The 21,797-nt window shown below is 64.4% G+C and carries 17 protein-coding genes; 11 read left to right on the forward strand and 6 right to left on the reverse strand.

The genetic code is table 11. The annotated features are described in order from the left end of the window. Positions 1–36: 36 nt before the first annotated feature. From B4F51_RS18045 to B4F51_RS18055, 3 genes are all read right to left on the reverse strand, one after another. Complete coding sequence (locus B4F51_RS18045) at positions 37–1,713, reverse strand: methyl-accepting chemotaxis protein (RefSeq protein ID WP_296227800.1); 1,677 nt, start codon at positions 1,711–1,713, stop codon at positions 37–39. Between the two features lie 285 nt (positions 1,714–1,998). Next, positions 1,999–2,844 carry an anti-sigma factor family protein gene (locus B4F51_RS18050; protein WP_296227802.1) on the reverse strand — a complete coding sequence of 282 codons (846 nt, stop codon included), beginning with the start codon at positions 2,842–2,844 and terminating at the stop codon, positions 1,999–2,001. After that, the gene (locus B4F51_RS18055; RefSeq protein WP_296227804.1) at positions 2,834–3,478 is read right to left on the reverse strand and encodes an RNA polymerase sigma factor; all 645 of its coding nucleotides are present in this window, start codon (positions 3,476–3,478) and stop codon (positions 2,834–2,836) included. Before B4F51_RS18055 ends, B4F51_RS18050 begins: the two co-directional genes overlap by 11 nt. 208 nt (positions 3,479–3,686) lie before the next feature. Between B4F51_RS18055 and B4F51_RS18060 the strand changes: the two genes are divergently transcribed. From B4F51_RS18060 to B4F51_RS18070, 3 genes are all read left to right on the forward strand, one after another. Next, complete coding sequence (locus B4F51_RS18060; protein WP_296227807.1) at positions 3,687–4,646, forward strand: metallophosphoesterase family protein; 960 nt, start codon at positions 3,687–3,689, stop codon at positions 4,644–4,646. 2 nt (positions 4,647–4,648) lie between these two features. After that, positions 4,649–5,026 carry a cupredoxin domain-containing protein gene (locus B4F51_RS18065; RefSeq protein ID WP_296227809.1) on the forward strand — a complete coding sequence of 126 codons (378 nt, stop codon included), beginning with the start codon at positions 4,649–4,651 and terminating at the stop codon, positions 5,024–5,026. Positions 5,027–5,185: 159 nt separating this feature from the next. Continuing rightward, positions 5,186–5,785: a J domain-containing protein gene (locus B4F51_RS18070; protein WP_296227813.1), complete on the forward strand. Its 600-nt coding sequence runs from the start codon at positions 5,186–5,188 to the stop codon at positions 5,783–5,785. Between the two features lie 93 nt (positions 5,786–5,878). On the opposite strand, the gene B4F51_RS18075 is transcribed toward B4F51_RS18070, so the two are convergent. Continuing rightward, the gene (locus B4F51_RS18075) at positions 5,879–6,187 is read right to left on the reverse strand and encodes a hypothetical protein (RefSeq protein ID WP_296227815.1); all 309 of its coding nucleotides are present in this window, start codon (positions 6,185–6,187) and stop codon (positions 5,879–5,881) included. Positions 6,188–6,811: 624 nt separating this feature from the next. Between B4F51_RS18075 and B4F51_RS18080 the strand changes: the two genes are divergently transcribed. Genes B4F51_RS18080 through B4F51_RS18090 form a run of 3 tightly spaced genes read left to right on the forward strand, consistent with a single transcriptional unit; the run spans position 6,812 to position 14,940 of the window. Beyond that, positions 6,812–9,718 carry a type VI secretion system Vgr family protein gene (locus tag B4F51_RS18080; protein ID WP_296227818.1) on the forward strand — a complete coding sequence of 969 codons (2,907 nt, stop codon included), beginning with the start codon at positions 6,812–6,814 and terminating at the stop codon, positions 9,716–9,718. Between the two features lie 51 nt (positions 9,719–9,769). Then, positions 9,770–14,548, forward strand: a complete 4,779-nt coding sequence (locus B4F51_RS18085) for an RHS repeat-associated core domain-containing protein (protein ID WP_296227819.1) — start codon at positions 9,770–9,772, stop codon at positions 14,546–14,548. After that, complete coding sequence (locus B4F51_RS18090; RefSeq protein WP_296227821.1) at positions 14,545–14,940, forward strand: immunity 50 family protein; 396 nt, start codon at positions 14,545–14,547, stop codon at positions 14,938–14,940. The genes B4F51_RS18085 and B4F51_RS18090 overlap by 4 nt, the downstream gene beginning before the upstream one ends. Before the next feature lie 451 nt (positions 14,941–15,391). Here B4F51_RS18090 and B4F51_RS18095 read toward each other — a convergent pair whose 3' ends face one another. Then, positions 15,392–15,829 (reverse strand): hypothetical protein, encoded by a 438-nt coding sequence (locus B4F51_RS18095; RefSeq protein ID WP_296227822.1) that lies wholly within the window; start codon positions 15,827–15,829, stop codon positions 15,392–15,394. A 153-nt stretch (positions 15,830–15,982) separates the two neighbouring features. Next, positions 15,983–16,888, reverse strand: a complete 906-nt coding sequence (locus B4F51_RS18105) for a LysR substrate-binding domain-containing protein (protein ID WP_296227823.1) — start codon at positions 16,886–16,888, stop codon at positions 15,983–15,985. A 176-nt stretch (positions 16,889–17,064) separates the two neighbouring features. Here B4F51_RS18105 and mdcA point away from each other — a divergent pair, with 176 nt between their 5' ends. From mdcA to mdcE, 5 genes are read left to right on the forward strand one after another with little or no spacing between them, the layout of a single operon-like run. Continuing rightward, entirely contained in the window at positions 17,065–18,726 is a 1,662-nt protein-coding gene (gene mdcA, locus B4F51_RS18110; protein WP_414706787.1) for a malonate decarboxylase subunit alpha, read from the forward strand. Next, complete coding sequence (locus B4F51_RS18115; RefSeq protein ID WP_296227825.1) at positions 18,726–19,643, forward strand: triphosphoribosyl-dephospho-CoA synthase; 918 nt, start codon at positions 18,726–18,728, stop codon at positions 19,641–19,643. The genes mdcA and B4F51_RS18115 overlap by 1 nt, the downstream gene beginning before the upstream one ends. Continuing rightward, entirely contained in the window at positions 19,630–19,929 is a 300-nt protein-coding gene (locus B4F51_RS18120; protein WP_296227826.1) for a malonate decarboxylase subunit delta, read from the forward strand. Before B4F51_RS18115 ends, B4F51_RS18120 begins: the two co-directional genes overlap by 14 nt. Before the next feature lie 10 nt (positions 19,930–19,939). Next, positions 19,940–20,788 (forward strand): biotin-independent malonate decarboxylase subunit beta, encoded by an 849-nt coding sequence (locus B4F51_RS18125; protein WP_296227827.1) that lies wholly within the window; start codon positions 19,940–19,942, stop codon positions 20,786–20,788. Next, complete coding sequence (gene mdcE, locus B4F51_RS18130) at positions 20,785–21,615, forward strand: biotin-independent malonate decarboxylase subunit gamma (RefSeq protein WP_296227828.1); 831 nt, start codon at positions 20,785–20,787, stop codon at positions 21,613–21,615. The genes B4F51_RS18125 and mdcE overlap by 4 nt, the downstream gene beginning before the upstream one ends. Positions 21,616–21,797 lie beyond the last annotated feature (182 nt).

Consider the following 21,797-nt stretch of genomic DNA (forward strand, 5'->3'; position numbering starts at 1 on the left):
GGCGATTCTCGCTACGGCAAAAACATCCGATGGGCGTCAGGCTTCGATCTTGAAGCGCGAAACGCCAGTACGCAGTTGGTTGGCGACCAGCGTCAGATCGTCGATGGCCTGTGACGACTGCCGCAGCGATTCCGCCGTCTGCTGCGCGGCCTCCGAGAGCTGCGACAGCGCCTGCGTGATCTGCTCCGCACCGGTCGCCTGCGTCTGCATGCCTTCGTTGACCATCTGGAAGCGCGGCGCCAGCGTTTGCACTTCCATAATGATTTGCGAGAGCTGCGTGCCGACCTGCTGCACGTCGCGCATGCCGCGCCGCACCTCTTCCGAGAACTTGTCCATGCCCATCACACCGGCCGACACGGCGGACTGGATCTCCTTGACCGTCTGCTCGATGTCATAAGTGGCGACGGCCGTCTGGTCAGCCAGGCGGCGGATCTCGGTGGCCACCACCGCAAAGCCGCGGCCGTATTCGCCGGCCTTCTCGGCCTCGATGGCGGCGTTGAGCGACAGCAGGTTGGTCTGGTCGGCCACCTTGGTAATGGTCGACACCACCTGGTTGATGTTGGTCGCCTTCTCGTTGAGGATCGCCAGCTTGGCGTTGACCGAGCCGGCGGCTTCCATCACGCCGCGCATGGTGTCTTCCATGCGCGTAAGGCCACTCTGGCTGGCACCGGCCAGCGTGGCGGACTGCTCAGCCACGGTGGACACCTCGTTCATGGTGCGCAGCAGGTCACGCGAGGTGGCGAAGATCTCGCGCGAGGTCGCGCCGATCTCGGTGGTGGTGGCGGCGGTCTCGGCGGCGGTGGCCTGCTGCTCCTTGGAGGTGGCGGCAATCTCGGCCACCGACGTGGTCACCTGCAACGAAGACTTCTGCGCCTGCGACACCAGGCTCGCCAACTCTTCGGCCATGCGGTTGAAGCCCTCTTCCAGCGTGCCGAACTCGTCGGTGCGGTCCAGGTCCAGGCGCCCGGACAAATTGCCGGTGCGCATGTTGTCGTGCACCTCCACCAGCCGCGCCATCGGCACGGTAACCGCCCTGTACAGCGCGTAGCCCAGCATCAGCGCGGCCAGCAATACGACGCCCAGCGCCACGGCCAGCGTCACCTCGGTGCTCTGCACGGAGGTGCGGATCTGCTTGGCCGACTCGTCCGCCACAGTGCGGTTATCGGCGACGAGCTTGTCGGCCAACTCCGTGGCTTCCTCCCAGACCGGCACGGCGCGCTGCACGACGGCCTGTGCGGCCGGCCTGGATGTGCGAGCCAGTTGCATGGCCTCGTTGAACATCGGCAGGTACTTGTCGATGGCAGCACGGTAGATGCGGAAGCGCTGGCGGTCGTCGTTGCGATAGATGGTGGCTTCGTAGGCGGTCGAGTGCCGGTCAAGCTCGCGCACGGTCTGGGCGGCACGATCGAGATCACGGCGGGCGCTATCTGCGTCAGCGTCGACAAACAGGGCACGCTCAAGCGTCGCTTGGGCGTTGCGTGTCGACGCGCGCAGCGCCGTCGACAGATACAAGCCTGGCACGGAGTCATGCCCCAGGCTCAGGGCTTCTTCGTCGATCACGTGCAGGCGGGTGTACGAGACCGCCGCCATGATCACCATCAGCACGAACAGCACGCCAAAGCTGAAGACGATGCGGCTGCCGAGCGTGGACCGGCCGCCGCGAAGCATGCCTGCCAGGGTTGCGTTGCTGATGCGTGGCGTCGCAGAAACCATGTTTGAAGCCTATAGAACGAACAAAAAAAGACATGGAAGCGACTCGCAAAGCACGCTTCCAGGCTGCGATGAATAGTAAAGGAAGGTAACGGCCGCCGGAACCGAAACCTTTGCAATTGCGCGTGGATGCGGGTGAGTCCTTGCTCCACGACAAATGAAATGGCACGCGTGCGGCGTGGGTTTAGACCAGCCCGCCAAGGAAACCGCAATCAAGGAGCAGCAAGCGTGTGGCAGTGTGGCAGCGCGCCGGTGCAACCGGCAAACGCCCGAATGAAATGACGCGTTTCAGCCGCTGCGCACAGCACGCGCAAACGCTTGCACCACGTCGGCGGAGGCGTCGGTGATGGCCCAGTAACCCATGCCGGCATTGCGCCAGTGCAGGAGTTGGTAGCCGCGCTCGGTGCGCAGGGCGGGCTCGGTATCGCCGTCCGCCTCGGGGCGCACGTACAGGTCTACCGGATGCTGTGCGGACCGGTAGACCAGCACCGCCACCGGGCGGCCGTCGACGTAGTCCAGCCGCCCGCCGACGAGCGGAAAGCCCTGCGCGGCCAGGTCGGTCACGGGCGGCGCGTAATCGATGCGGCCGTTAAACCAAGGCTTGACCGTGTGGCGATCCGACGACAGTACATCGGTCTCGCGCGCCCCCAGCAGCGCCCGCACGTGGCTGGCGGTGATGTCGTGCGCGGTAAGCCCGGCGGTATCGGGCCGGCCGACCAGCACGCCCACGCCAAGTGCCAAGGCCGCCAGAGCACCCGCCCCGAGGCCCAGCCCAATGCCCCGGCCGGGCGTGACCAGCCAGCCTACCCACCGCTGCCAGAAAGATGGCGTGCCTTTGCGCTGCGGGCCTGCCGGCGCCGGCGTCAGGACGGGCCTCGCACCAGCGGCTTGCGCCTCAGCTTCGATCTTCACAGTGTGCAGTACACGTTCAGCCAGGCCAACCGGCGCCTTCATGTATAGCGCCGGTGCACGCAAACCCTGGCGCAGCACGCGCACCACGGCATCGTGGCGGGCGGCAACGTCAGCGCAGGCGGCACAGGTGGTCAGATGCGCCTCCATGCGCAAGCTGTCGGCCGCACCGAGTTCGCCATCGGCGCGCGCGGCCAGCAAGGCGCGGATGTCGTCACAGTTCATCGCGGTGCTCCTTGGTGACGCCGCCTGACGCACCCGCCGACGAGCGAATCGGCGTGACGTTGGTGCGCGGCGGCGCAGTGTCTTCTGCCAGCAGGCGCGCAAGCTGCTGCCGGGCGCGCGCCAGCCGCGACATGACCGTGCCGACCGGGATGTCGACGATGTCGGCAATGTCGCGGTACGGCAGGTCTTCTAGTTCACGCAGCACGATCACCTCGCGATACGGCACCGGCAGTTGCGCCAGCGCCGCCTGCACGCGGCGCACGTCGTCGATGCGGGCAAGCAAGGCGGCCGGATCGACGCCATAGGCGGCCCCGTCGTCGCCACGCGTGTCGGCAGCGGTTTCGGCGTCGTCCTGCCACGGCTGGGCAGGTGCCTGCTTGCGGCGCGCGCATTCCGAAAACCACGTGTTGCGCACGATGGCCAGCAACCACGGCCGCCCATCGCCGCCGCGAAACCCGCCGAACAACCGGAACGCGCGCAGGCAGGCTTCCTGGACGATGTCGTCGGCGTCCTGCGCGTCGCCCGAAAGCCAGCGCGCCAGGTTGTAGGCGGCATCGACATGCGGCAGCACGGCCTGCGCAAAGCGCTGCGCATCGTCGGGCAGGTCGGTGGTCGAATCGGAGGGGTCTGCCATGGCAGCCGGAAGGTGGGGTTGCCTCGTATACCGCGAGGCAATCCAGTTTATTCCCGTCCGCAAGAAAAAATCGCCCGCATGCGAAGTTGCGCGAATTTCATGGAATAACCGGGCCGCCCACCCGGTATGACAGGCAGGACCGCCCCACGCGCGCATATTGCGACATTGCGCCCAGGCGGAATCACAAACCTGACTGCAGGGGATTCCCATGATCAAGCAACCCGGGCGACGCCAGTTTATGCAACTGGCAGCGGTGGGCGGGCTGGTGTACGCCTCCGGCCTGCGCGGCTGGCAAGCGATGGCGGCCACCGCGCGTGCAGCGGGCGGCGCGCCTGATGACTTCTATTTCGTTCAGCTCTCGGACTGTCACTGGGGCTTCAAGGGTGCGCCCAATCCGGATGCGCGCGGCACGCTGCCCAAGGCGATTGCGGCGGTGAACGCCCTGTCGCCAGCGCCGGATTTTGTGGTGTTCACGGGCGACCTGACCCACATCACCGAGAACGTCGACGAACGGCGGCGCCGCCTGGCGGAATTCCGCGACATTGCCGCGCAGCTCAAGGTGCCGGTGGTGCATTACATCCCGGGCGAGCACGATGCATCGCTCGACAACGGTGCCGTCTACAGCGAGCTGTTTGGCCGCACGCACTACGCGTTCGATCACAAGGGCGTGCACTTCATCGCCATCGACAACGTCTCGGACCCGCGCGCGCAAGTGGGCGAAGCGCAACTGGCATGGCTGGCGGCGGACATCCGCTCGGTGCCGGCGCACACGCCCATCGTGGTGTTCACGCATCGGCCGCTGTTCGACCTGTACCCGCAATGGGACTGGGCCACGCGCGACGGCCAGCAGGTCGTCGACCTGCTCATGCCGCACCCCAACGTCACGGTGTTCTACGGGCACATCCATCAGGAACATCACCACATGACTGGGCACATTGCGCACCACTCCGCGCGCTCGCTGATGTTCCCGCTGCCAGCGCCGGGCTCGCAACCGAAGCGCGACCCGCTCCCGTGGGATGCCGCACAGCCTTATCGCGGCCTGGGCTGGCGCAGCATCACCGAACACGGCATGCAGGACACCGCCACCTGGGCGCTGGCCGAACAGCCCATCCAGGTCAACAGCGGTGCCGATGCCCCCGCCCCCGCAACAACCCCGGAGACCACCTGATCATGAACCTGACCATTGCTCACGACCGCGAGCGGCGCCTGGCGCTGCGTCAGTTCACCGTGCTCGCGGCCGGCGCCGCGCTGGCCTGCGTTGCGCACGGCGAAGGGCCACAGGTCATTCGCGTGCACGCGCGCAAATTTACCTTCACGCCGGATCAGATCACGCTCAAGCGCGGCGTGCCCGTGGTGTTCGAGCTGACCGGGCAGGACATCCTGATGGGCTTCTCGATTCCGGATTTTCATGTGCGCGCCGACGTAGTGCCGGGCCAGACGGCACGACTGGCGCTTACGCCAGACCGCACCGGCACATTCGACTTCCTGTGCGACATCTTCTGCGGCTCAGGGCACGAGACGATGAATGGGACGTTGACGGTGGTATGAAGCTGCCAGCGATAGCCTTGGACGCCCTGACCTGCTCAGGGCGTTTTGCTTGGTTGTTGGCCGACATGCCCCAAAACGGCCATGACCGGAAAACCCGCCTCAAGGGAGAAACGACCACATGCTAGGATGGCCGCTCCCCCGGCAGCCGCCCCACCGCTCATGACGACCATCTACGCGACCCTCGGCGTGCAACCGGACGCCACCCTGGACGAAATCGAGCGCACCTACCGCCGCGCCGCGATGAAGTGGCACCCCGACCGCAATCCTGGCCGCGAGGCCGAGGCATACACGGCGTTCCAGGAGATCCGCGAGGCCTACGCCATCCTCTCCGATGCCGAACAGTGCCGGGTCTACGACGAGGTATTCGCGCAGGAGATGCAGCGCTGGCAGGCCGAGCGCGAGGCGCAGGAAGCACAGGAGCAAGCAGCGCAACGCGAGCGTGAGCGCATTGCGCAGGAACACTACGAAAAGATGGTCGCCATCGCGATGCGCTTTGCCAACGACGGCCACAACCGGGACATCCTCTTCGGCGTGCTGCTCGGCCGGGACTGCGAAACAGAGCTGCGCATCGCGAACAGCGCATGGGCGTTGCAGGAAGCGCGGCGGGCGAATGAGACCGCTGCAGACGCGCCTGACACCGAGGCTGTCCCGACGCCCGACGAAGCACCGGATTCAAAGCCTGACGAGGCGGCGTCGCCCCGGCGGCACCCCAGCGCCTTCGAGTCGTTCTGGCATGGTTTGTTCGGGCTGCGCCCGTAGCTGCCGATATGCCGGACGGCGACGGTGGACTGAAGCCGCCGACAAAACCTTGGACGCCCTGCACGAGTCAGGGCGTTTTCTTTGCAGTTGAGCCTACCGGCGCTCAACGTCTGCCAGCACGTCCCATGTATCTGGGCTCAACTGGCACCCCTCCAGCGCGAGTAGGACATACGCGCCAATGGCATCGAGAAAACCCGCCCGATATTCCAATGGATGCGCGCAGAGCACGTAATCCAGCGTCTCGCGCAAAAGCACTGGCTGAAACGTGCGATGCCGAGACAGCGTGCGCTGCGTGATCCGCAGAAACCGCTTCGCGCGCAGAGCGCCGGCTTGGTACACGGGCGAGGTTGGCGGAGGAGAGGGGAACGACGCGGGGCGAAGCCCGCTTTGCTGGATGGCCATGACGTCTCCTGACGACACATCGATCATTGACTCGCACGCCTCGTCGCTAAACGAGGGTGGCGGGCCCGACGGCGAGGTTAGCGACTGGTGTCAGGACCCAGTAGACCTTGCGGTCTCCTCACCCGGCCCGCCATTGAAAACGGACGTGAGTGTACACAATGAACGGATGTTCACTGTCCCGACAGGGTCGCTAAACCCAGACCTTCGCAGGTGCGAAGGAGCATCGATTCTATCGGCGGCCTGCGCATGGAGAAATCGGCAGATTCTTAATTTGCGATGCGCTTGCCCGTGTCTCTATGCACTCGTTGTTGCGAATGTCTTGATGTAGTCATCAACAGTGAGGAGTAAGGCGAGATCGCCCTCCATGCCGCGCTGCGATGCGCCGACAATCTCTTTCCAGAGAGAACAGATTTCCATCTCATCGAAATCGCCCGTGGCGTAGAACCGCCTGTAAACCAACATTGCATCGGGACATGCAATGCGAGCGCATTCGGTGGTGTTCGGTCGGCTCGCAGCCAATATGTGAACTCTTGTTGGGTCGATAGAAAGCGGGGACCGTGCAAGCTAGCCTTATTGGCTCCCCCGCGTTGGCTGCCGGTTAGGTTGTTGCCATGCGCGGATTCCATGACTCTCGCTGGAACGCCGCCCATGGGCAACCTTCCCTCCCTCCCGAGCGCCCGCACGGTATCCGTCACGGGCAGTGGTCTGCCCGACATCATGGGCGAGCCCGCCCTGGTGTTCTCCAAGCTGACGGGCGCCGAGCGCTTGTGCGAGTTGTTCGAGTACCAACTCGAACTCAAGACCCCGGACGACCGCAACGCACTATACGGTCCGGCCGCCAATCTCGACACGAACGCACTGCGCGGCCAAGAACTCACGATTGCCATCGCGCTTGACGGCAATGGCACGGGGCTGGATGGAGGGATGGGCGCCGGCAAGCGCGAAATCACCGGTATCGTCACGGATATACATGGCCCGATTCCAGAAGGCCGCCAAATCAAGTACCGCCTCACCCTGCGCCCCTGGCTCTGGCTGGCAACGCTGAACCGTGATACGCGCATCTTTCAGCAACAAACCGTCGTCGAGATTCTCGACACCCTACTTGACGCTTACGTTTTTCCCGTCGAGCGTCGCCTGGACGCTGTGCGCTACCCCAGGCGCGAGTACCAAGCCCAATACAACGAGAGTGATTTCGAGTTCTTCCAGCGTCTCACGCAAGAGTGGGGCATCTCCTGGCACATTGAGCACAGTAACGGCAAGCACCGCTTGGTATTGACCGACGGCAACGGCGCCTTCGCGCCGTTCGCCAGCCCGGCGTATCAAGTCATCCGCTGGCAGCCGTCAGCGGACCGCATCGACGAAGAGCACCTGCACGCCTTCGAGCTGCACGACAAAGTCGTGTCCGGCCGATGGACCGCCACCGACTACGACTTCGTGAAGCCCACCGCAGACCTCACGGTACAGTCATCCGATCCATTGGAGACGGCCCACGCCAACGCCGAAGTGCGCGAATGGCCTGGCGACCACAGCCAGCCCACCACGGGCAATGACCCGTGGGCCGAAGGCAACCAGATAGCGCGCCTGCGCATGGAAGCCCTGCGCCAGCACGGTCGGCGCGCCAGTGGTGCAGGCAACGTACGCGCCATGGTGTCCGGCTGCACTTTCAAGCTCACACACTTTCTTCACGATGAGGCCAACCGCGAATACCTGATTCTCGGCACGCAACTCCTCATCGAAGACGTGCCAGAAGCGTCGGGACCGAATCAGCCATGGCATTGCGAAGTCAGTTTTACCGCCCAACCCAGCAACGAACTCTTCCGCCCCGAGCACACCCAACCCAAGCCCCACACGACGGGGCCACAGACCGCGACCGTCGTCGGGCCAGACAATCAGGAAACCTGGACCGACGAATACGGCCGCGTCAAGGTGCAATTCCACTGGGACCGCATCGGCCGACGCAATGCCAATAGCTCCTGCTGGGTACGTGCATCGTCTCCTTGGCAGGGCGAACGCTTTGGCGCCATTCAGATTCCCCGCATCGGGCAGGAAGTCATCGTCGACTTTCTGAACGGTGACCCGGACTGTCCCATCATCACTGGCCGTGTTCCCAACCGGGACAACATGCCCCAGTGGCCACTGCCCGCGCACCATGCACTCTCTGGCCTTGTCAGCAAGGAGCTGCACGGAGGGCGCACCAACACCTTCGTCCAGGATGACACAGAGGGCCAGATACAAACGCAGCTCCAGAGCGACCATCAAAGCTCCTGGCTGAGCTTGGGCTTCATCACCCGCATCGCACGAGGTATCGGCCGCAAAGACAAGCGCGGCGAAGGCTTCGAGTTGCGCACCGACGCCCAGGGCGTCGTGCGCGCCAATGGCCTTCTGCTCACCACCGAAGCCCGGCCCAACGCCCAAGCCCACCACAAGGACTTGGCCGAAACCGTCCAACGCCTCACCGTTGCCCGCGACCAGCAGGAAACCTTCGCCGAACTCGCGCAAGAGCACGAAGCCCAGGAAGCCGGCGATCAAGCTGATGTCGCCCGCGCCATCAAGGCGCAGAACGACGACATTCGCGGCAATGGCGCCGCCAACCCCGAGACCGGCAACTTCCCCGAGCTATCTGCCCCGCATCTGGTCCTGGCCAGCCCTGCGGGCATCGAAGCCACCACGCCCAAGTCAATCCACCTGGCGACCGGAGAGCATTTCGCCGTCTCCAGTACCGGCCATGCCAGCCTTGCGGTCGGACAGAAACTGCTGGTCAGCGCCAGCCGTGGTGTGCGTATCTTCATCCAGAGCCTGGGCTGGCGCCTGGTCGCTTTCAGCGGTGACATCGACCTGCGCGCGCTACGGACCAGCATCAATCTGCTGGCCAAACTCAGCATCAATGCCACGGCCAATCGCATCACCATCTCGGCCAAGGAAGAGTTGGTCATCAGCGGTGGCGGCAGCGGCACCACGTATAACGCGGGCGGCATTACCCACAAGACACCGGCGGCGTACACGATTCACACCGGCAGTTACACCGTCACGACCGGCACCAGGCAGGCTGCCCAGTTCCCGGGGGACCCCAAACCTGCGCAGGGCAACCTGGAGCTGACGCACAGCTACACCAACCAACACGGCGTGCAAGGTGACTTCACCGTCGAAGACGCATTGGGCAAAGTGGTCAAGGGCGTACTCAACGCCAAGGGCTTCGCAGCCGTCGCTGGGATTTCTCCGGGCCCGGCCAAGGTCACCTTTGGCGCTGACAAGGTCGACACCTGGGCGCCGTCCAGCCACGTTGCTACCCATGCACTGCCCGATACCCAGCCCACCCTACAAGGCGGGTCCGGTACTCTGGCCGACCTTCAGTCTGCCGTCGACGAAGCCATGCGCTTCGCGCAAGTCGTACAGCAGGCCAGTAACGCCGTGCATGCCGGACCTACGGCCATGGCCGGTACAGCCCGCCAGAAACTGAGCGCACTGGCTTTGCCGGCACCCGCCGCCGCGGCCAACGCGTCGACCGCCTTGCGCACCCCCGGCTTTGCCTGACGCCCGCGTCGCTCCCGCCAAGCCATCCCGTTTGCTCACGCCTCTCGCTTCATGGCCGCTACCCAATCGAACGCCAACCTGACCCAAGTCGCTATCGGTCCGGTCAACACCATCCACCCGAAGGACCTCGCCACCTCAGCCGCAGGTTTTGATGCCTGGCTGCAAGAGCAAACTGGTGGAGCTGTGACCCTGGAACGTATTCGGACAGTCGCAGGCGGCCTGCCTGTGGTGGGCAACATCATCGCCCTGGCCGATGTACTGGACGACATCATCACCATGATGCGCTCGCCCAAAGCACCCGACGTGCTGATGTGGGCAAGCTTGGGCATCAATCTGATTGGCGTCGTCCCACTGCCCGCTGGCACCGCCGCCGCGCGCATGAGCCTGCGGCCGATGCTGGCCCTGGTTCGCGAGGAGATGATTCGCCAGGCCAGCCAGGGGCTCAAGGCCGAGCTGGGCCATGCCGTCGTCTCTGCGCTGGCCACGAGCCTGAACGCCACCATCGTCGGTGACATCGAGAACTTCGTCACGCAGAGCCAGGCCAAGCTCACCGAATTGCTCAACGACGCCGGCGAGCAAGGCGAGAAGATGTTGCTGGAACTCGCCAACGGCCTGGAGCGGGCCGTCTCCGGCAAGCTCGACAGCTCGGTCAACGTGCGCAATGCCAACCAGCACATGGCTGTGGCCGGCGAGACGCTGCTGCACGACCCCAAGACGGCCATCGTCAACTTCCTGCAGGCCGAATACGAGGCGTACAAGGCGGGCGGCAAAGAAGTGCTCAACTTGGCCGCCAGAATCGGCCTCACGCAGGACACGCACGCACGCTTCACGGCGACGCTGGCCAAGCTGCGCGCGTACGCTCCCCAAGTGCGCCAAGCCATGCAGACGCTGGCCGCCCCCCAAACGCAGCAAGGCATCATGGCCATGCTGGTGCTGCTCGCCTCCGCTATCAAAACGTGGAAGGCTGCACGCGCACATCAGGCGACCAATGTCCCCGCCAAACAAGCTGGCCGTGCCCATAGGACCCAGCCCGGTCAGCCGATAGAGAGCCGCAACAAGGAGCACCACGCCACCGGCAGCGCCGGCTGCAAGAACTGCCCTGCCCCCACCGGCACTGGGCCGAGCATCAGCTTCGCCACCGGCGACGAAACCCTCTCGCACACCGACTTCATCCTGCCCGGCCTGTTCCCCATCGAGTGGACGCGCACCTACCGCTCCAGTCTGGGGGCCTACGACAAAAGCGAACAAGGCGCGCGCTGGATTACGCCTTACACCATGCGCTTCGACCTGGTGCAGGAAGGTGGCAAGTCAAGCCTGCTCTACCACGACGCAGACGGCCGCAGCCACGCCTATCCCCTGCCGGACGTGGGCCAGTTCCACCGGGACGCGATTGAAGAACTGCTCCTGGTCCGTCGTACCGACACCGAGCTTGTACTGAGCCGCGGCCAGGCCCACACCGAGATTTACCGCCGGCATGGGCAGACCTTCCGCTTAGCCGGCATCCGGCTGCGCAGCGGCGCTGGCCTCATGCTTCATTACGAGCATCGCGTGGGCGACAGCACTGTCCTCTCGGATTTGGTCACATTGCAGGGCGACACCCCGCACAGCCACATCACCACACGCGTGGACAAAGCCGGGCGCATCACCGAGTTGTGGCAACTGGCCGATGGCGAACCGCTGCGGCAATTGAGCCGCTATCAGTACGACGAAACTGGCGACCTCACTCTCGCCCAGGACGAGAACGCCGCCCATTGGGACTACACGTACCAGCACCACCTCGTCACGCGTTACACCGATCGCACCGGTCGCGGTATGAACCTGCAATGGAATGGTGACAGCCCTAGTGCCCACGCCATCCGCGAATGGGCCGACGACGGCAGCTTCGACACCCGCCTGCGCTGGGACGACAACATTCGCCTGACCTACGTAACGGACGCACTCGGAAACGAAACCTGGCACTACTACGACATCCTCGGTTACACCTACCGCATTCAGCACCCGGACGGCCGCTCCGAATGGCTCTTCCGCGATGACGCAAAGAACGTCGTCCAGCATATCCATACTGATGGCAGCATCGACCGCTTCATCTACGACGATAGAAGCAACCTGCTTCAGCACACCCGTGCCGATGGCAGCGCCATCCACTACGCCTACGACGACCGCGACCAGCTCATCAAGATCCGCGACACCGAAGGCGGCCTCTGGCAGCGCGACTACGACACCCGTGGCAACCTCACCGAAGAATCCGACCCGCTGGGCAACAAGACCGAATACAGCTACAACAAGGCCGGCTTGCTTACCGAAATCACGGATGCCAAGGCCGGCAAGAAGCAGCTTGCCTACAACACAGCCGGCCAGCTCACCGCCTATACAGACTGCCCCGGCAAGACGACGGCCTGGAAGTACGGCGAGCGCGGTCGATTGGAGAAATTTACCGATGCGGCGGGCGGTGTCACGCGATACGAATACGACGCCGGCCAGCTAGCCCGCCTGATTCACCCGGACGACACAGTGGAACGTTTTGAGCGGGATGCGGAAGGCCGCCTGCTCACCCACATCGACGCGCTGCACCGCCGCACGACCTGGGACTACAGCGAAGGCGGTCTCATCAGCCGTCGCACCGACGCCGCCAACGGTGTCATCGAATACCAGTGGGACAAGCTTGGTCGCCTCACGGGGCTCACCAACGAGAACGCCCGCCAGATCAGTTTCCAGTACGACCCGGTCGGCAGGTTGCTCAAACAAACCGGCTTCGACGGCCGCGCTACCCAGTATTACTACGACGCCGCGAGTGGCATCCTCAAAACCACCGTAGACGCCGACACACTTGCCACCGGCTACGCGTTTGATGCCCTGGGGCGCTTGACCCAGCGCGGCGCCGGCATCCTCGACCCCAAGACCAACAAATACGAAGTCACGCAGACAGAAACCTTTGCCTATGACGGTAACGGCAATTTGGCCCTGGCCAAGAATGAGCACAGCAGCCTGCAGTGGTTCCACGATGCCGCAGGCAACGTCACGCGCGAGCACCAGCACTACACCGCAGATAAGACCGTCGCCGTCTGGCGTCACGAATACGACGCACTCAACCGACGCATCGCTACCATTCGTCCCGACGGCCATCGCGTTGACCTGCTGACCTACGGCAGCGGCCACGTGCACGGCATCCACCTCGACGGCCAAGAGCTCGTCGGCTTCGAGCGTGACGACCTGCACCGCGAAACCCAACGCACCCAAGGCAACCGCCTTACCCAGACACAGAAGTACGACACCGCAGGAAGACTGCTAGAGCAAACGCTCTCGCACCTAGACCGGACCACTGCCTATGTGAACCGCCGCAAGTACCGCTACGACACAGCCGGGCAACTCACCGCCATCGACGACATCCGCCGTGGTGGACTCAGTTACCGCTACGACCCAGTGGGACGTCTGCTGCAAGCCAACAGCGCGCTCGGCCAGGAAACCTTCGACTTCGACCCCGCTGGCAACCTGCTCGAAGACCCGACGCTGCGCACCTTCCCGGCCGACCCCGCCACGGGCAGGCCCGAGTTCAGCAGCCGCCTGCACGGCCGAAACGCCCTGGTCGACAACCTGCTCAAGCAATACGCCGGGACCCACTACGAGTGGGACGCCCGGGGCAACCTCACCAAGCGCACCGTCAACGGCCAAGACGAATACTTCCATTGGGATGTCTTCAACCGGCTGATCGAATACACCAACCCCCGGTTCAAAGTCCACTACCAATACGACGCCCTGGGCCGGCGGACCGTCAAGCGCTCGCAGGCGCACTACTTCCAGCAAAACCTGGAATACGCGGATGGCTTTGATGCCGCACGTCAGGCCAGGCGCAACCGCGAGGAAGGCTGCAGCACCACCCGCTATGGCTGGGATGGCGACACCCTGGCGTGGGAGTGCCGGCAGGAAGCCGAGGTTGAAGTGCAGGGCAGAATCTGGCCCGAGGAAGGCCCGAGCCGCACCACACATTACCTGTACGAGCCCAATAGCTTCGTGCCGCTGGCGCAGGCCGTGCGTCACGGCCCGATGCAGCTACACCAACAGCCAGAATACGCAGAGGCGGAATACGACCTTGACGACGACCCATTGTGGACAACGACCATCGAACCCAAACCGTTCGATAGCCTGGCGTGGTACCAGTGTGACCACCTGGGAACACCGCAGGAGCTGACCGACGAACAGGGAGACATCGCCTGGAGTGCGCACTACAAGGCGTGGGGGCAAGCGCAGGAGGTCATTACCGACGCAGCCAGAAAGGCCGGTATCCAGAACCCAATCCGCTTCCAGGGCCAGTACTTCGACCACGAGACCGGGCTGCATTACAACCGGCATCGGTACTATGATCCGGCCAGCGGGCGGTTTATCAGCAAGGACCCAATTGGGCTGACGGGTGGGCTCAACGTATATCAGTACGCGCCAAACCCGATCGGGTGGGTCGATCCACTTGGGCTGGCGCGCTGTCCCTGCGATCCATGTAGTAAGTTCCGCAGAGCAAGTCTGAGAGACATTCGTCGTCAGCTCGCCATTCCGATGTCGCAACAGCCAATCAGTCAAAAAATGGTTCCACTGACTGACTCGACCGGCGCCCGGATCCTTGGCGATGACAAACGGCCAATTATGACTAGGGAGTTGACCTATCGGGTCAATGGCAAGAATGTCATCATTCAGGACCACTCTGCCGGACATTCGTTTGGAGAAGGGGGTGTTGGCGATCAGCCATCACACCATAACGTTCGGCCGGAAGACAGGCCTCGAACAGGCTCAGTAGATGGGATGAGCGATCATTACTACTTTGATTGCCGGAACAAAAAATGAACACGCACGACAGGGTGATGAACCCGCAAGCTTTGACGTCTCTCTACGGGGATTTCCCATCGCTCAATGGAGCCGAGCTTATTGATGCCAATTTTCAATGCAATGAACCCCTGTTAACCGCCAAATTCGTTACCAGAGAAAAACCCAGGGCGAGTCCGAAACGTTGGCCTCAACACTATGATGAAGTCATCATTGAACTATCCTTCATAGGCGTTCGTCGCTTGTTGTTTCGGGAGTGGGACTATAAAAACACAATCGATAGATTCGAATTGGATTTCGCGGGCAACCGCGCCTCTGTGAGGATTTCGTGCGAAAGTGGGGCTGCATTGGAGTTTTTGTGCGATTGGATGCGAATTGAGAGCGTTAACTATGGGCTCATAGGTACCCCATAAGTAGACGAACGGGAGAATCCACGCACGCAGGTTAGTGGCTGACGCAAGGCCGTAACGCCTGAACCTGTTTCCTCGTCACCGGAAGATGCCATTCACATCGAGGGAGGCTGGCGCAAGGAAGAAACAGCCAGACCGCCCGATTCAGTCGGCGTTGACAGGATGCCTTCAACCGCCTGACCCGCTACAGCGACCACCGCCTGAGCGTGGCATACCAATATGACGCCCTCGGGCGGCGTATCACCAAACACGCACAGGCCATCTACCACGAGCCCTATAGCGCAGGCAGCGTCTACATCCACAACGAACGCGCCCGGGTCAACAAAGAAGTGGGGTGTGGGTTCACGCTCTACGGCTGGGACGGCGACACCCTCGCCTGGGAAGCCCGGCGCGACGCCGACGTCATGCGCCAGGGCGCCTACCACCCGTCACCCGGCAGCACCCGCACCACGCACTACCTGTACGAACCCAACAGCTTCGTTCCTATCGCCCAGGGCGTCACGCACGGGTGCTGCCCCTGCACAGCCAGCCCGCCTATGCCGAGGCTGAATACGATATTGATGAGGACCCGCTGTGGCAGTACGAAATCAAGCCCAAACCGTTTGATAGTCTGGCGTTTGCCGAATTTCGTCGATGACGGGGCGCAGCCAGGCCCGAGTTCAGCAGCCGCCTGCACGGCCGAAACGCCCTGGTCGACAACCTGCTCAAGCAATACGCCGGGACCCACTACGAGTGGGACGCCAGGGGCAACCTCACCAAGCGCATCGTCAACGGCCAGAACGAATACTTCCATTGGGATGTCTTTAACCGGCTGATCGAATACATCAACCCCCGATTCAAAGTCCACTACCAATACGACGCCCTGGGCCGGCGCACCGTCAAGCGCTCGCAAGCGCACTACGCCTGCATGACCGCAATGCGGCCGGCACGCATCCGTTCACACCGAGCGATGCAGAGTTCGATGAGATCACGTGCTACTTCGTCGCGCCCTCGGCGGTGGAAGGCTTCCACGTGGTGCGCCACACGTGAGCCGGGAGCGCGCGAGCTATCTCGCGCCCAGCAGCCGACACTCTGCCGACAGCGCCAGCAGGTTCGGATCGCGCTCCCGATTGCGCTGCATGACCAGCATGATGTGCTGGCTGATGGCGTAACGTGCTGCCAGCGGAATGAGTTGCACCTTGGGGCTGAAATCCGCCACGCGACGCGGCAGCAGCGCGTAGCCGATCCCGCCGCTCACGAGGTTCATGAGCGAGAAGATGTCGCCTACGCGCAGCGCAATTTGCGGCGCAAACCCGGCCTTGTCAAAGGCAGCCATGAAGTCGTGGTACGTCGCAAAGTCGTCGCCGAGCGCGACGAACTTTTCGCTGCGCACGGTTTGCAAGTCGATCTCCGCTGACGCCGCATACGGCGAGCCGAGCGGCGCGGCAAACAGAATCTCATCGTCGAACATCGGCACGGTCAGCAGATCGGGGTTGCGCAGCGGCTCGCCCAGCGCGATGACGATGGCGTCCAGCTGGCCGTCTTCCAGCTTGGCCAGCAGGCTGCGGTTCGAGCCCAGCGTGAGTTCGATGTCGAGTGCGGAGCGCCGCGTCTTGAGTCCGGCGAAGATGCGCGGCAACGTGCCCACCGTCATCGAGTAGAGGCCGCCGATCTTCAGGGTTGTCGACGAGAACCCGGCCGCTTCGCGCGTGCGGCGCACACCGGCCTCGCATTCGGCCAGAACGCGCTCGACGTGCTCAGCAAACACGTAGGCGGTGGACAGCGGAATCAGCTTGCGCCCGTCGCGCTTGAACAGCGGGCAGCGCAGCCCCTCTTCCAACGAATGGAGCGCACGGTGCACGCTCACCGTGCTCTGCCCAAGCGCTTCCGACACGCGCGCCATGTTGCCCAGCGTCATGAAGGACTGGAACACCTCCAGCTTCTTCAGGGTGATGTCTTCATCGATTGCCATGGTTGTGCCTTTGCGCCGCGCGGGCTTGCTGGGCGGCATTCTTGCCCGGATTTGCCCATTGTTTCATTAACCTCAAGTTAATGAAACTGCGTCTAAGTTGATTGAAGCGCATGTTGTTCCCGCCTACGTTACAGGGCACGACCCAATTACGGCTGGAGCTGCCCACGATGCAAGCGATGTCCTCCACCCCCGCCATCCCCGCCCAGTGGCGCCGGCGGCGCGATGAAAAAGAACGCCGCCTGGCCGCGGCCCGCCGCATTGCCAGCGGCAAGGTCATTCCCACCGCCGATATCGTCGCCGCGCTGGAAGCGCTGCTCGCCCCGGGTGACCGCGTGGTGCTGGAAGGCGACAACCAGAAACAGGCGGATTTCCTCTCGCGCTCGCTCGCCAAGGTCAACTCCGAGCGGCTGCACGACCTGCACATGATCATGCCGAGCGTGAGTCGCGCCGAGCACCTCGACCTGTTCGAAGCTGGCATCGCCCACAAGCTCGATTTCTCGTTTGCCGGCCCGCAGAGCCTGCGCATCAGCCAGTTGCTGGCCGATGGGCTGCTCGAGGTGGGCGCCATCCACACCTACATCGAGCTGTATGCGCGGCTGGTGGTGGATCTGATTCCCAACGTTGCATTGGTGGCCGGCTTCAAGGCTGACCGCAACGGCAACATCTACACCGGCCCGAGCACGGAAGACACGCCCGCGCTGGTCGAGCCCGCCGCATTTTCCGACGGCATCGTCATCGTGCAGGTCAACGAGATCGTCGATGACCCGGCCGACCTGCCGCGCGTGGACATTCCCGGCTCGTGGGTGGATTTCATCGTGCAGGCCGACAAGCCCTTCTACATCGAGCCGCTGTTCACGCGCGACCCGCGCCTCGTCAAGCCTGTGCACGTGCTGATGGCGATGATGGCCATTCGCGGCATCTACCAGCGGCACAACGTGCAGTCACTCAACCACGGCATCGGCTTCAACACGGCGGCCATCGAGCTGATCCTGCCGACGTACGGCGAGCGCCTGGGCCTCAAGGGCAAGATCTGCCGCAACTGGACACTCAACCCGCACCCGACGCTGATCCCCGCCATTGAATCGGGCTGGGTGGAAAGCGTGCATTGCTTCGGTACGGAACTCGGCATGGAGCGCTACGTGGCTGCACGCCCCGACGTGTTCTTCACGGGCCATGATGGCTCGCTGCGCTCGAACCGCATGCTGTGCCAGTTAGCCGGCCAATATGCGGTCGACCTCTTCATCGGTGCGACGCTGCAGGTCGATGGCGATGGGCATTCCTCCACCGTCACGCGCGGGCGCCTGGCCGGCTTTGGCGGCGCGCCCAACATGGGCCACGACCCGCGCGGCCGCCGCCACGTCACGCCTGCGTGGCTCGACATGACCGAGCCGGTGACGATGCTCGAACGCGGCAAGAAACTCGTCGTGCAGATGGTCGAGACGTTCCAAGAAGGCGGCAAGCCGACCTTCGTCGACACGCTGGACGCGGTGGCCGTTGCCAAGCAAAGCGGCATGCCGCTCGCGCCCATCATGATCTACGGCGACGACGTCACGCACCTGCTGACCGAAGACGGCATCGCGTATCTCTACAAGGCGCGCTCGCTGGAAGAGCGGCGCGCCATGATTGCCGCCGTGGCGGGCGTGACGTCGATCGGCCTGCGCCACGATCCGTCCAAGACCGAGCAGATGCGTCGCGACGGCCTGATCGCGTTGCCCGAAGACCTCGACGTGCGCCGCAGCGACGCCAGCCGCGATCTGCTCGCCGCCAAGAGCATCGCCGATCTGGTCGAATGGTCCGGCGGCCTGTACGACCCGCCCGCACGCTTCCGGAGCTGGTAATGGAAAAAACATTGACCCGCCCCCTGCCAGCAAGCCCCAAGGCGCGCGCCCGCAAGCTCGCGGCGCTGGTGGAGTCCGCGCTCATCGACGAGGTGACGCTCTCCCCCAAACCCGGCCTCGTGGACGTGCGCGGCAACGGCGCGCATCACGATCTCGACTGGGCGCTGATGGTGCACTCGGCGCAAAGCCTGCGCCCGGCATTCGAAGCCATGGCACTGGCCGGCGCGCAGATCGACGCGCCGCTGGCCCTGCGCGAACGCATCGGCCGCCTGGGCCGCGAGGGCGAAGCGGCCATGCTGGATGCCACCGGCGGCATCAACACGCATCGCGGTGCCATCTGGGCACTGGGCCTGCTCGTGACCGCCGCTGCGCAGGCGCCGCATGCATTGAGCGCAGCGCCTGTCGCCAGCCGCGCCGCGCGCCTGGCCACGATTCCGGACCGCTTCGCCCCCGTGTCGACCGGCCACAAAGGCGAGCGCGCGTGCAACGACTACGGCGTGGGCGGCGCGAAAGGCCAGGCGTGCGCCGGTTTCCCGCATGTGACCAAGGTGGCACTGCCGGCGTTGCGCCAGGCACGCGCGGCCGGCATCCGCGAAGACCACGCGCGTGTCGACGCGCTGCTCGCCGTCATGGCCACGCTGGATGACACCTGCGTACTCGCACGCGGCGGCGCCGATGCGCTGCGCGTCGTGCAGACGGGCGCGGCCACCGTGCGCGCAGAAGGCGGCCTCGCCACCGCGCAAGGCCGCCGCGCGTTGCGCCTGCTCGAAAAAGACATGCTGGCGCGACACGTATCCCCGGGCGGCGCGGCCGACCTGCTGGCCGCCGCGCTGTTTCTCGACCGGCTGCCCGCTCACGCGCGCACCGCGCCCGATCACGAATCCATCCATCAGGAAACCGAACATGGAGCGTCTTGATTTTCAGTTCAGCGGCGGCGCACCCGCCAGCCGGCGCGCATATGCCGGCGTGGTCGGCTCGGGCGACCTGGAAGTGCTGCTGACCCCGGGCAGCGCCGGCCGCATCGACGTGGCCATCACGACGTCGGTCAACGGCATGGCGGCGACGTGGCAGGCGCAGCTTGCGCGCGTGTTCGGCTCGCATGCATGGCCCGCGGCCAACATCACCATCAACGACTTCGGCGCGACACCGGCCGTGGTGCGGTTGCGGCTCGAGCAAGCGCTCGAAGCGATTGCCCAACCGTAAGGAGACGAGCATGTCGCGCAACCCGATTGAACGAGACAGCTTTATCGAACGCGATGCGCGCCGACGCGCCATCGCCCTGCTCGACCCCGGTACCTTCCGAGAGCTGCTCGACCCGTTCGAGCAATTGACCTCGCCGTGGCTGCCGCGCCAGGGCATCGTCACGCAGGCCGACGACGGCGCGGTGGTGGCGCGCGGCACGCTGGGCGGGCAACCCGCCGTGGTGCTCGCCATTGAAGGCGCGTTCCAGGGCGGCAGCATGGGCGAGGTGTCCGGCGCCAAGATTGCCGGGGCGCTGGAGCTGGCGGCGGAAGACAACCGCAACGGCATCCCCACGCGCGCCGTGATCGTCTTCGAGACCGGCGGCGTGCGGCTGCAGGAGGCCAACCTTGGGCTGGCCGCCATTGCCGAGATCCACGCTGCCATCTGCGCGCTGCGGGCGTATGGGCCGGTGATCGGCATCACGGCGGGCGTGGTCGGCTGCTTTGGCGGCATGAGCATCGCGGCCGGGCTGTGCAGCTACCTGCTGATGACGCGCGAGGCGCGCCTCGGCCTGAACGGCCCGCAGGTGATCGAACAGGAAGCCGGCATTGAGGAATACGACTCGCGCGACCGCCCCTTCATCTGGAGCCTGACCGGCGGCGAACAGCGCGCAGCCACCGGCCTGGCCGATGCCTGCATCGAAGACGACTCCGTCGCCATCCGCGCGCAGGTAATCGAATGGCTGTGCACGGGCGCGCCCAAGCACCAGCGCAGCGAGCAGGTCGACCACTACCTCGCATGCCTCGCCGCCGTCGACACCACACGCCAGGCAACCGCCGAAGATGTGCGCACGCACTACGTAGCAAAGGATCGAGCATGAGCCAGAACGAACTTTCCATGCGAGGCGCGACATGGCTGCGCGCGCTCGCCAACGGCACACCCGTTGCGGGCTACAGCGGCACGGTGCAAGTCATTGACGCCACATTGGCCGACCGCCCTGCCCGCTACATCGCCGTCGTGCCGGATGCCGACAACCGCTTTCCGCGTGCACGCAGCGGTGAGGTCGGCCTCATCGAAGGCTGGCAACTCGCACGCGCGGTACGCGATGCCATGGCGGGAGACGCCGGGCGCGAGAACAAGCGCGCCATCGTCGCCGTCATTGACGTGGCAAGCCAGGCCTACGGGCGCCGTGAAGAAGCCTATGGCATTCACCTCGCGCTGGCTGCAGCAGCCGATGCCTATGCCGCTGCACGCTTGGCAGGCCACCCCGTCATCGGATTGATCGTGGGACGGGCCATGTCAGGCGCGCTGCTGGCGCACGGCTATCAGGCCAACCGCCTGCTCGCACTGGACGATGCCGAAGTGATGGTGCATGCGATGGGCAAGGCCGCCGCCGCACGCGTCACGCTGCGCTCGGTGGCCGACCTGGAACGCCTCGCGCAGGAGATTCCGCCCATGGCTTATGACATCGGCAGCTTTGCGTCGCTTGGTCTGCTGTGGCGCCTGCTGAAGGTCAAATCCGCGCAAGTGCCAGACGCGGGCGATATCGACATCGTGCAGACCGCGTTGGCCGCCGCGCTGGCCGACATTGCAGCCGACCCGTCGCGCGGGCTGGAAAGCCGGCTCGGAGCGCCGCTGCGGCAAGCCTCGTCGCAGGTGCGCGAACGCCTGCGCGCGCAATGGAACACACAGACGGAGGGGGCTTAACACTCAGAGGATTCCGTCGCAGCGCAAACACATGCGCCCCGATGGTTTGGCCCCACCTGCCCTAGATGGCGCCTTGAATTTCTGTTGCAGGGAGGAAAAAGGAAGGAGGCCTGTCTGAGCGCAGCGAGTTTGCCTCCTTCCCCTCCCTGCGACAGAAATTCAAGGGGAAGTCGCCATCTCGG

It is taken from the genome of Ralstonia sp. UBA689 (genome assembly GCF_002298975.1).
GTDB lineage: Bacteria > Pseudomonadota > Gammaproteobacteria > Burkholderiales > Burkholderiaceae > Ralstonia.

Bases quoted from the DNA above. Each gene is read 5' to 3' on its own strand.
- B4F51_RS18045 (WP_296227800.1), bottom strand. From the start codon at position 1,713: ATGGTTTCTGCGACGCCACGCATCAGCAACGCAACCCTGGCAGGCATG.
- B4F51_RS18050 (WP_296227802.1), bottom strand. From the start codon at position 2,844: ATGAACTGTGACGACATCCGCGCCTTGCTGGCCGCGCGCGCCGATGGC.
- B4F51_RS18055 (WP_296227804.1), bottom strand. From the start codon at position 3,478: ATGGCAGACCCCTCCGATTCGACCACCGACCTGCCCGACGATGCGCAG.
- B4F51_RS18060 (WP_296227807.1), top strand. From the start codon at position 3,687: ATGATCAAGCAACCCGGGCGACGCCAGTTTATGCAACTGGCAGCGGTG.
- B4F51_RS18065 (WP_296227809.1), top strand. From the start codon at position 4,649: ATGAACCTGACCATTGCTCACGACCGCGAGCGGCGCCTGGCGCTGCGT.
- B4F51_RS18070 (WP_296227813.1), top strand. From the start codon at position 5,186: ATGACGACCATCTACGCGACCCTCGGCGTGCAACCGGACGCCACCCTG.
- B4F51_RS18075 (WP_296227815.1), bottom strand. From the start codon at position 6,187: ATGGCCATCCAGCAAAGCGGGCTTCGCCCCGCGTCGTTCCCCTCTCCT.
- B4F51_RS18080 (WP_296227818.1), top strand. From the start codon at position 6,812: ATGACTCTCGCTGGAACGCCGCCCATGGGCAACCTTCCCTCCCTCCCG.
- B4F51_RS18085 (WP_296227819.1), top strand. From the start codon at position 9,770: ATGGCCGCTACCCAATCGAACGCCAACCTGACCCAAGTCGCTATCGGT.
- B4F51_RS18090 (WP_296227821.1), top strand. From the start codon at position 14,545: ATGAACACGCACGACAGGGTGATGAACCCGCAAGCTTTGACGTCTCTC.
- B4F51_RS18105 (WP_296227823.1), bottom strand. From the start codon at position 16,888: ATGGCAATCGATGAAGACATCACCCTGAAGAAGCTGGAGGTGTTCCAG.
- mdcA (WP_414706787.1), top strand. From the start codon at position 17,065: ATGTCCTCCACCCCCGCCATCCCCGCCCAGTGGCGCCGGCGGCGCGAT.
- B4F51_RS18115 (WP_296227825.1), top strand. From the start codon at position 18,726: ATGGAAAAAACATTGACCCGCCCCCTGCCAGCAAGCCCCAAGGCGCGC.
- B4F51_RS18120 (WP_296227826.1), top strand. From the start codon at position 19,630: ATGGAGCGTCTTGATTTTCAGTTCAGCGGCGGCGCACCCGCCAGCCGG.
- B4F51_RS18125 (WP_296227827.1), top strand. From the start codon at position 19,940: ATGTCGCGCAACCCGATTGAACGAGACAGCTTTATCGAACGCGATGCG.
- mdcE (WP_296227828.1), top strand. From the start codon at position 20,785: ATGAGCCAGAACGAACTTTCCATGCGAGGCGCGACATGGCTGCGCGCG.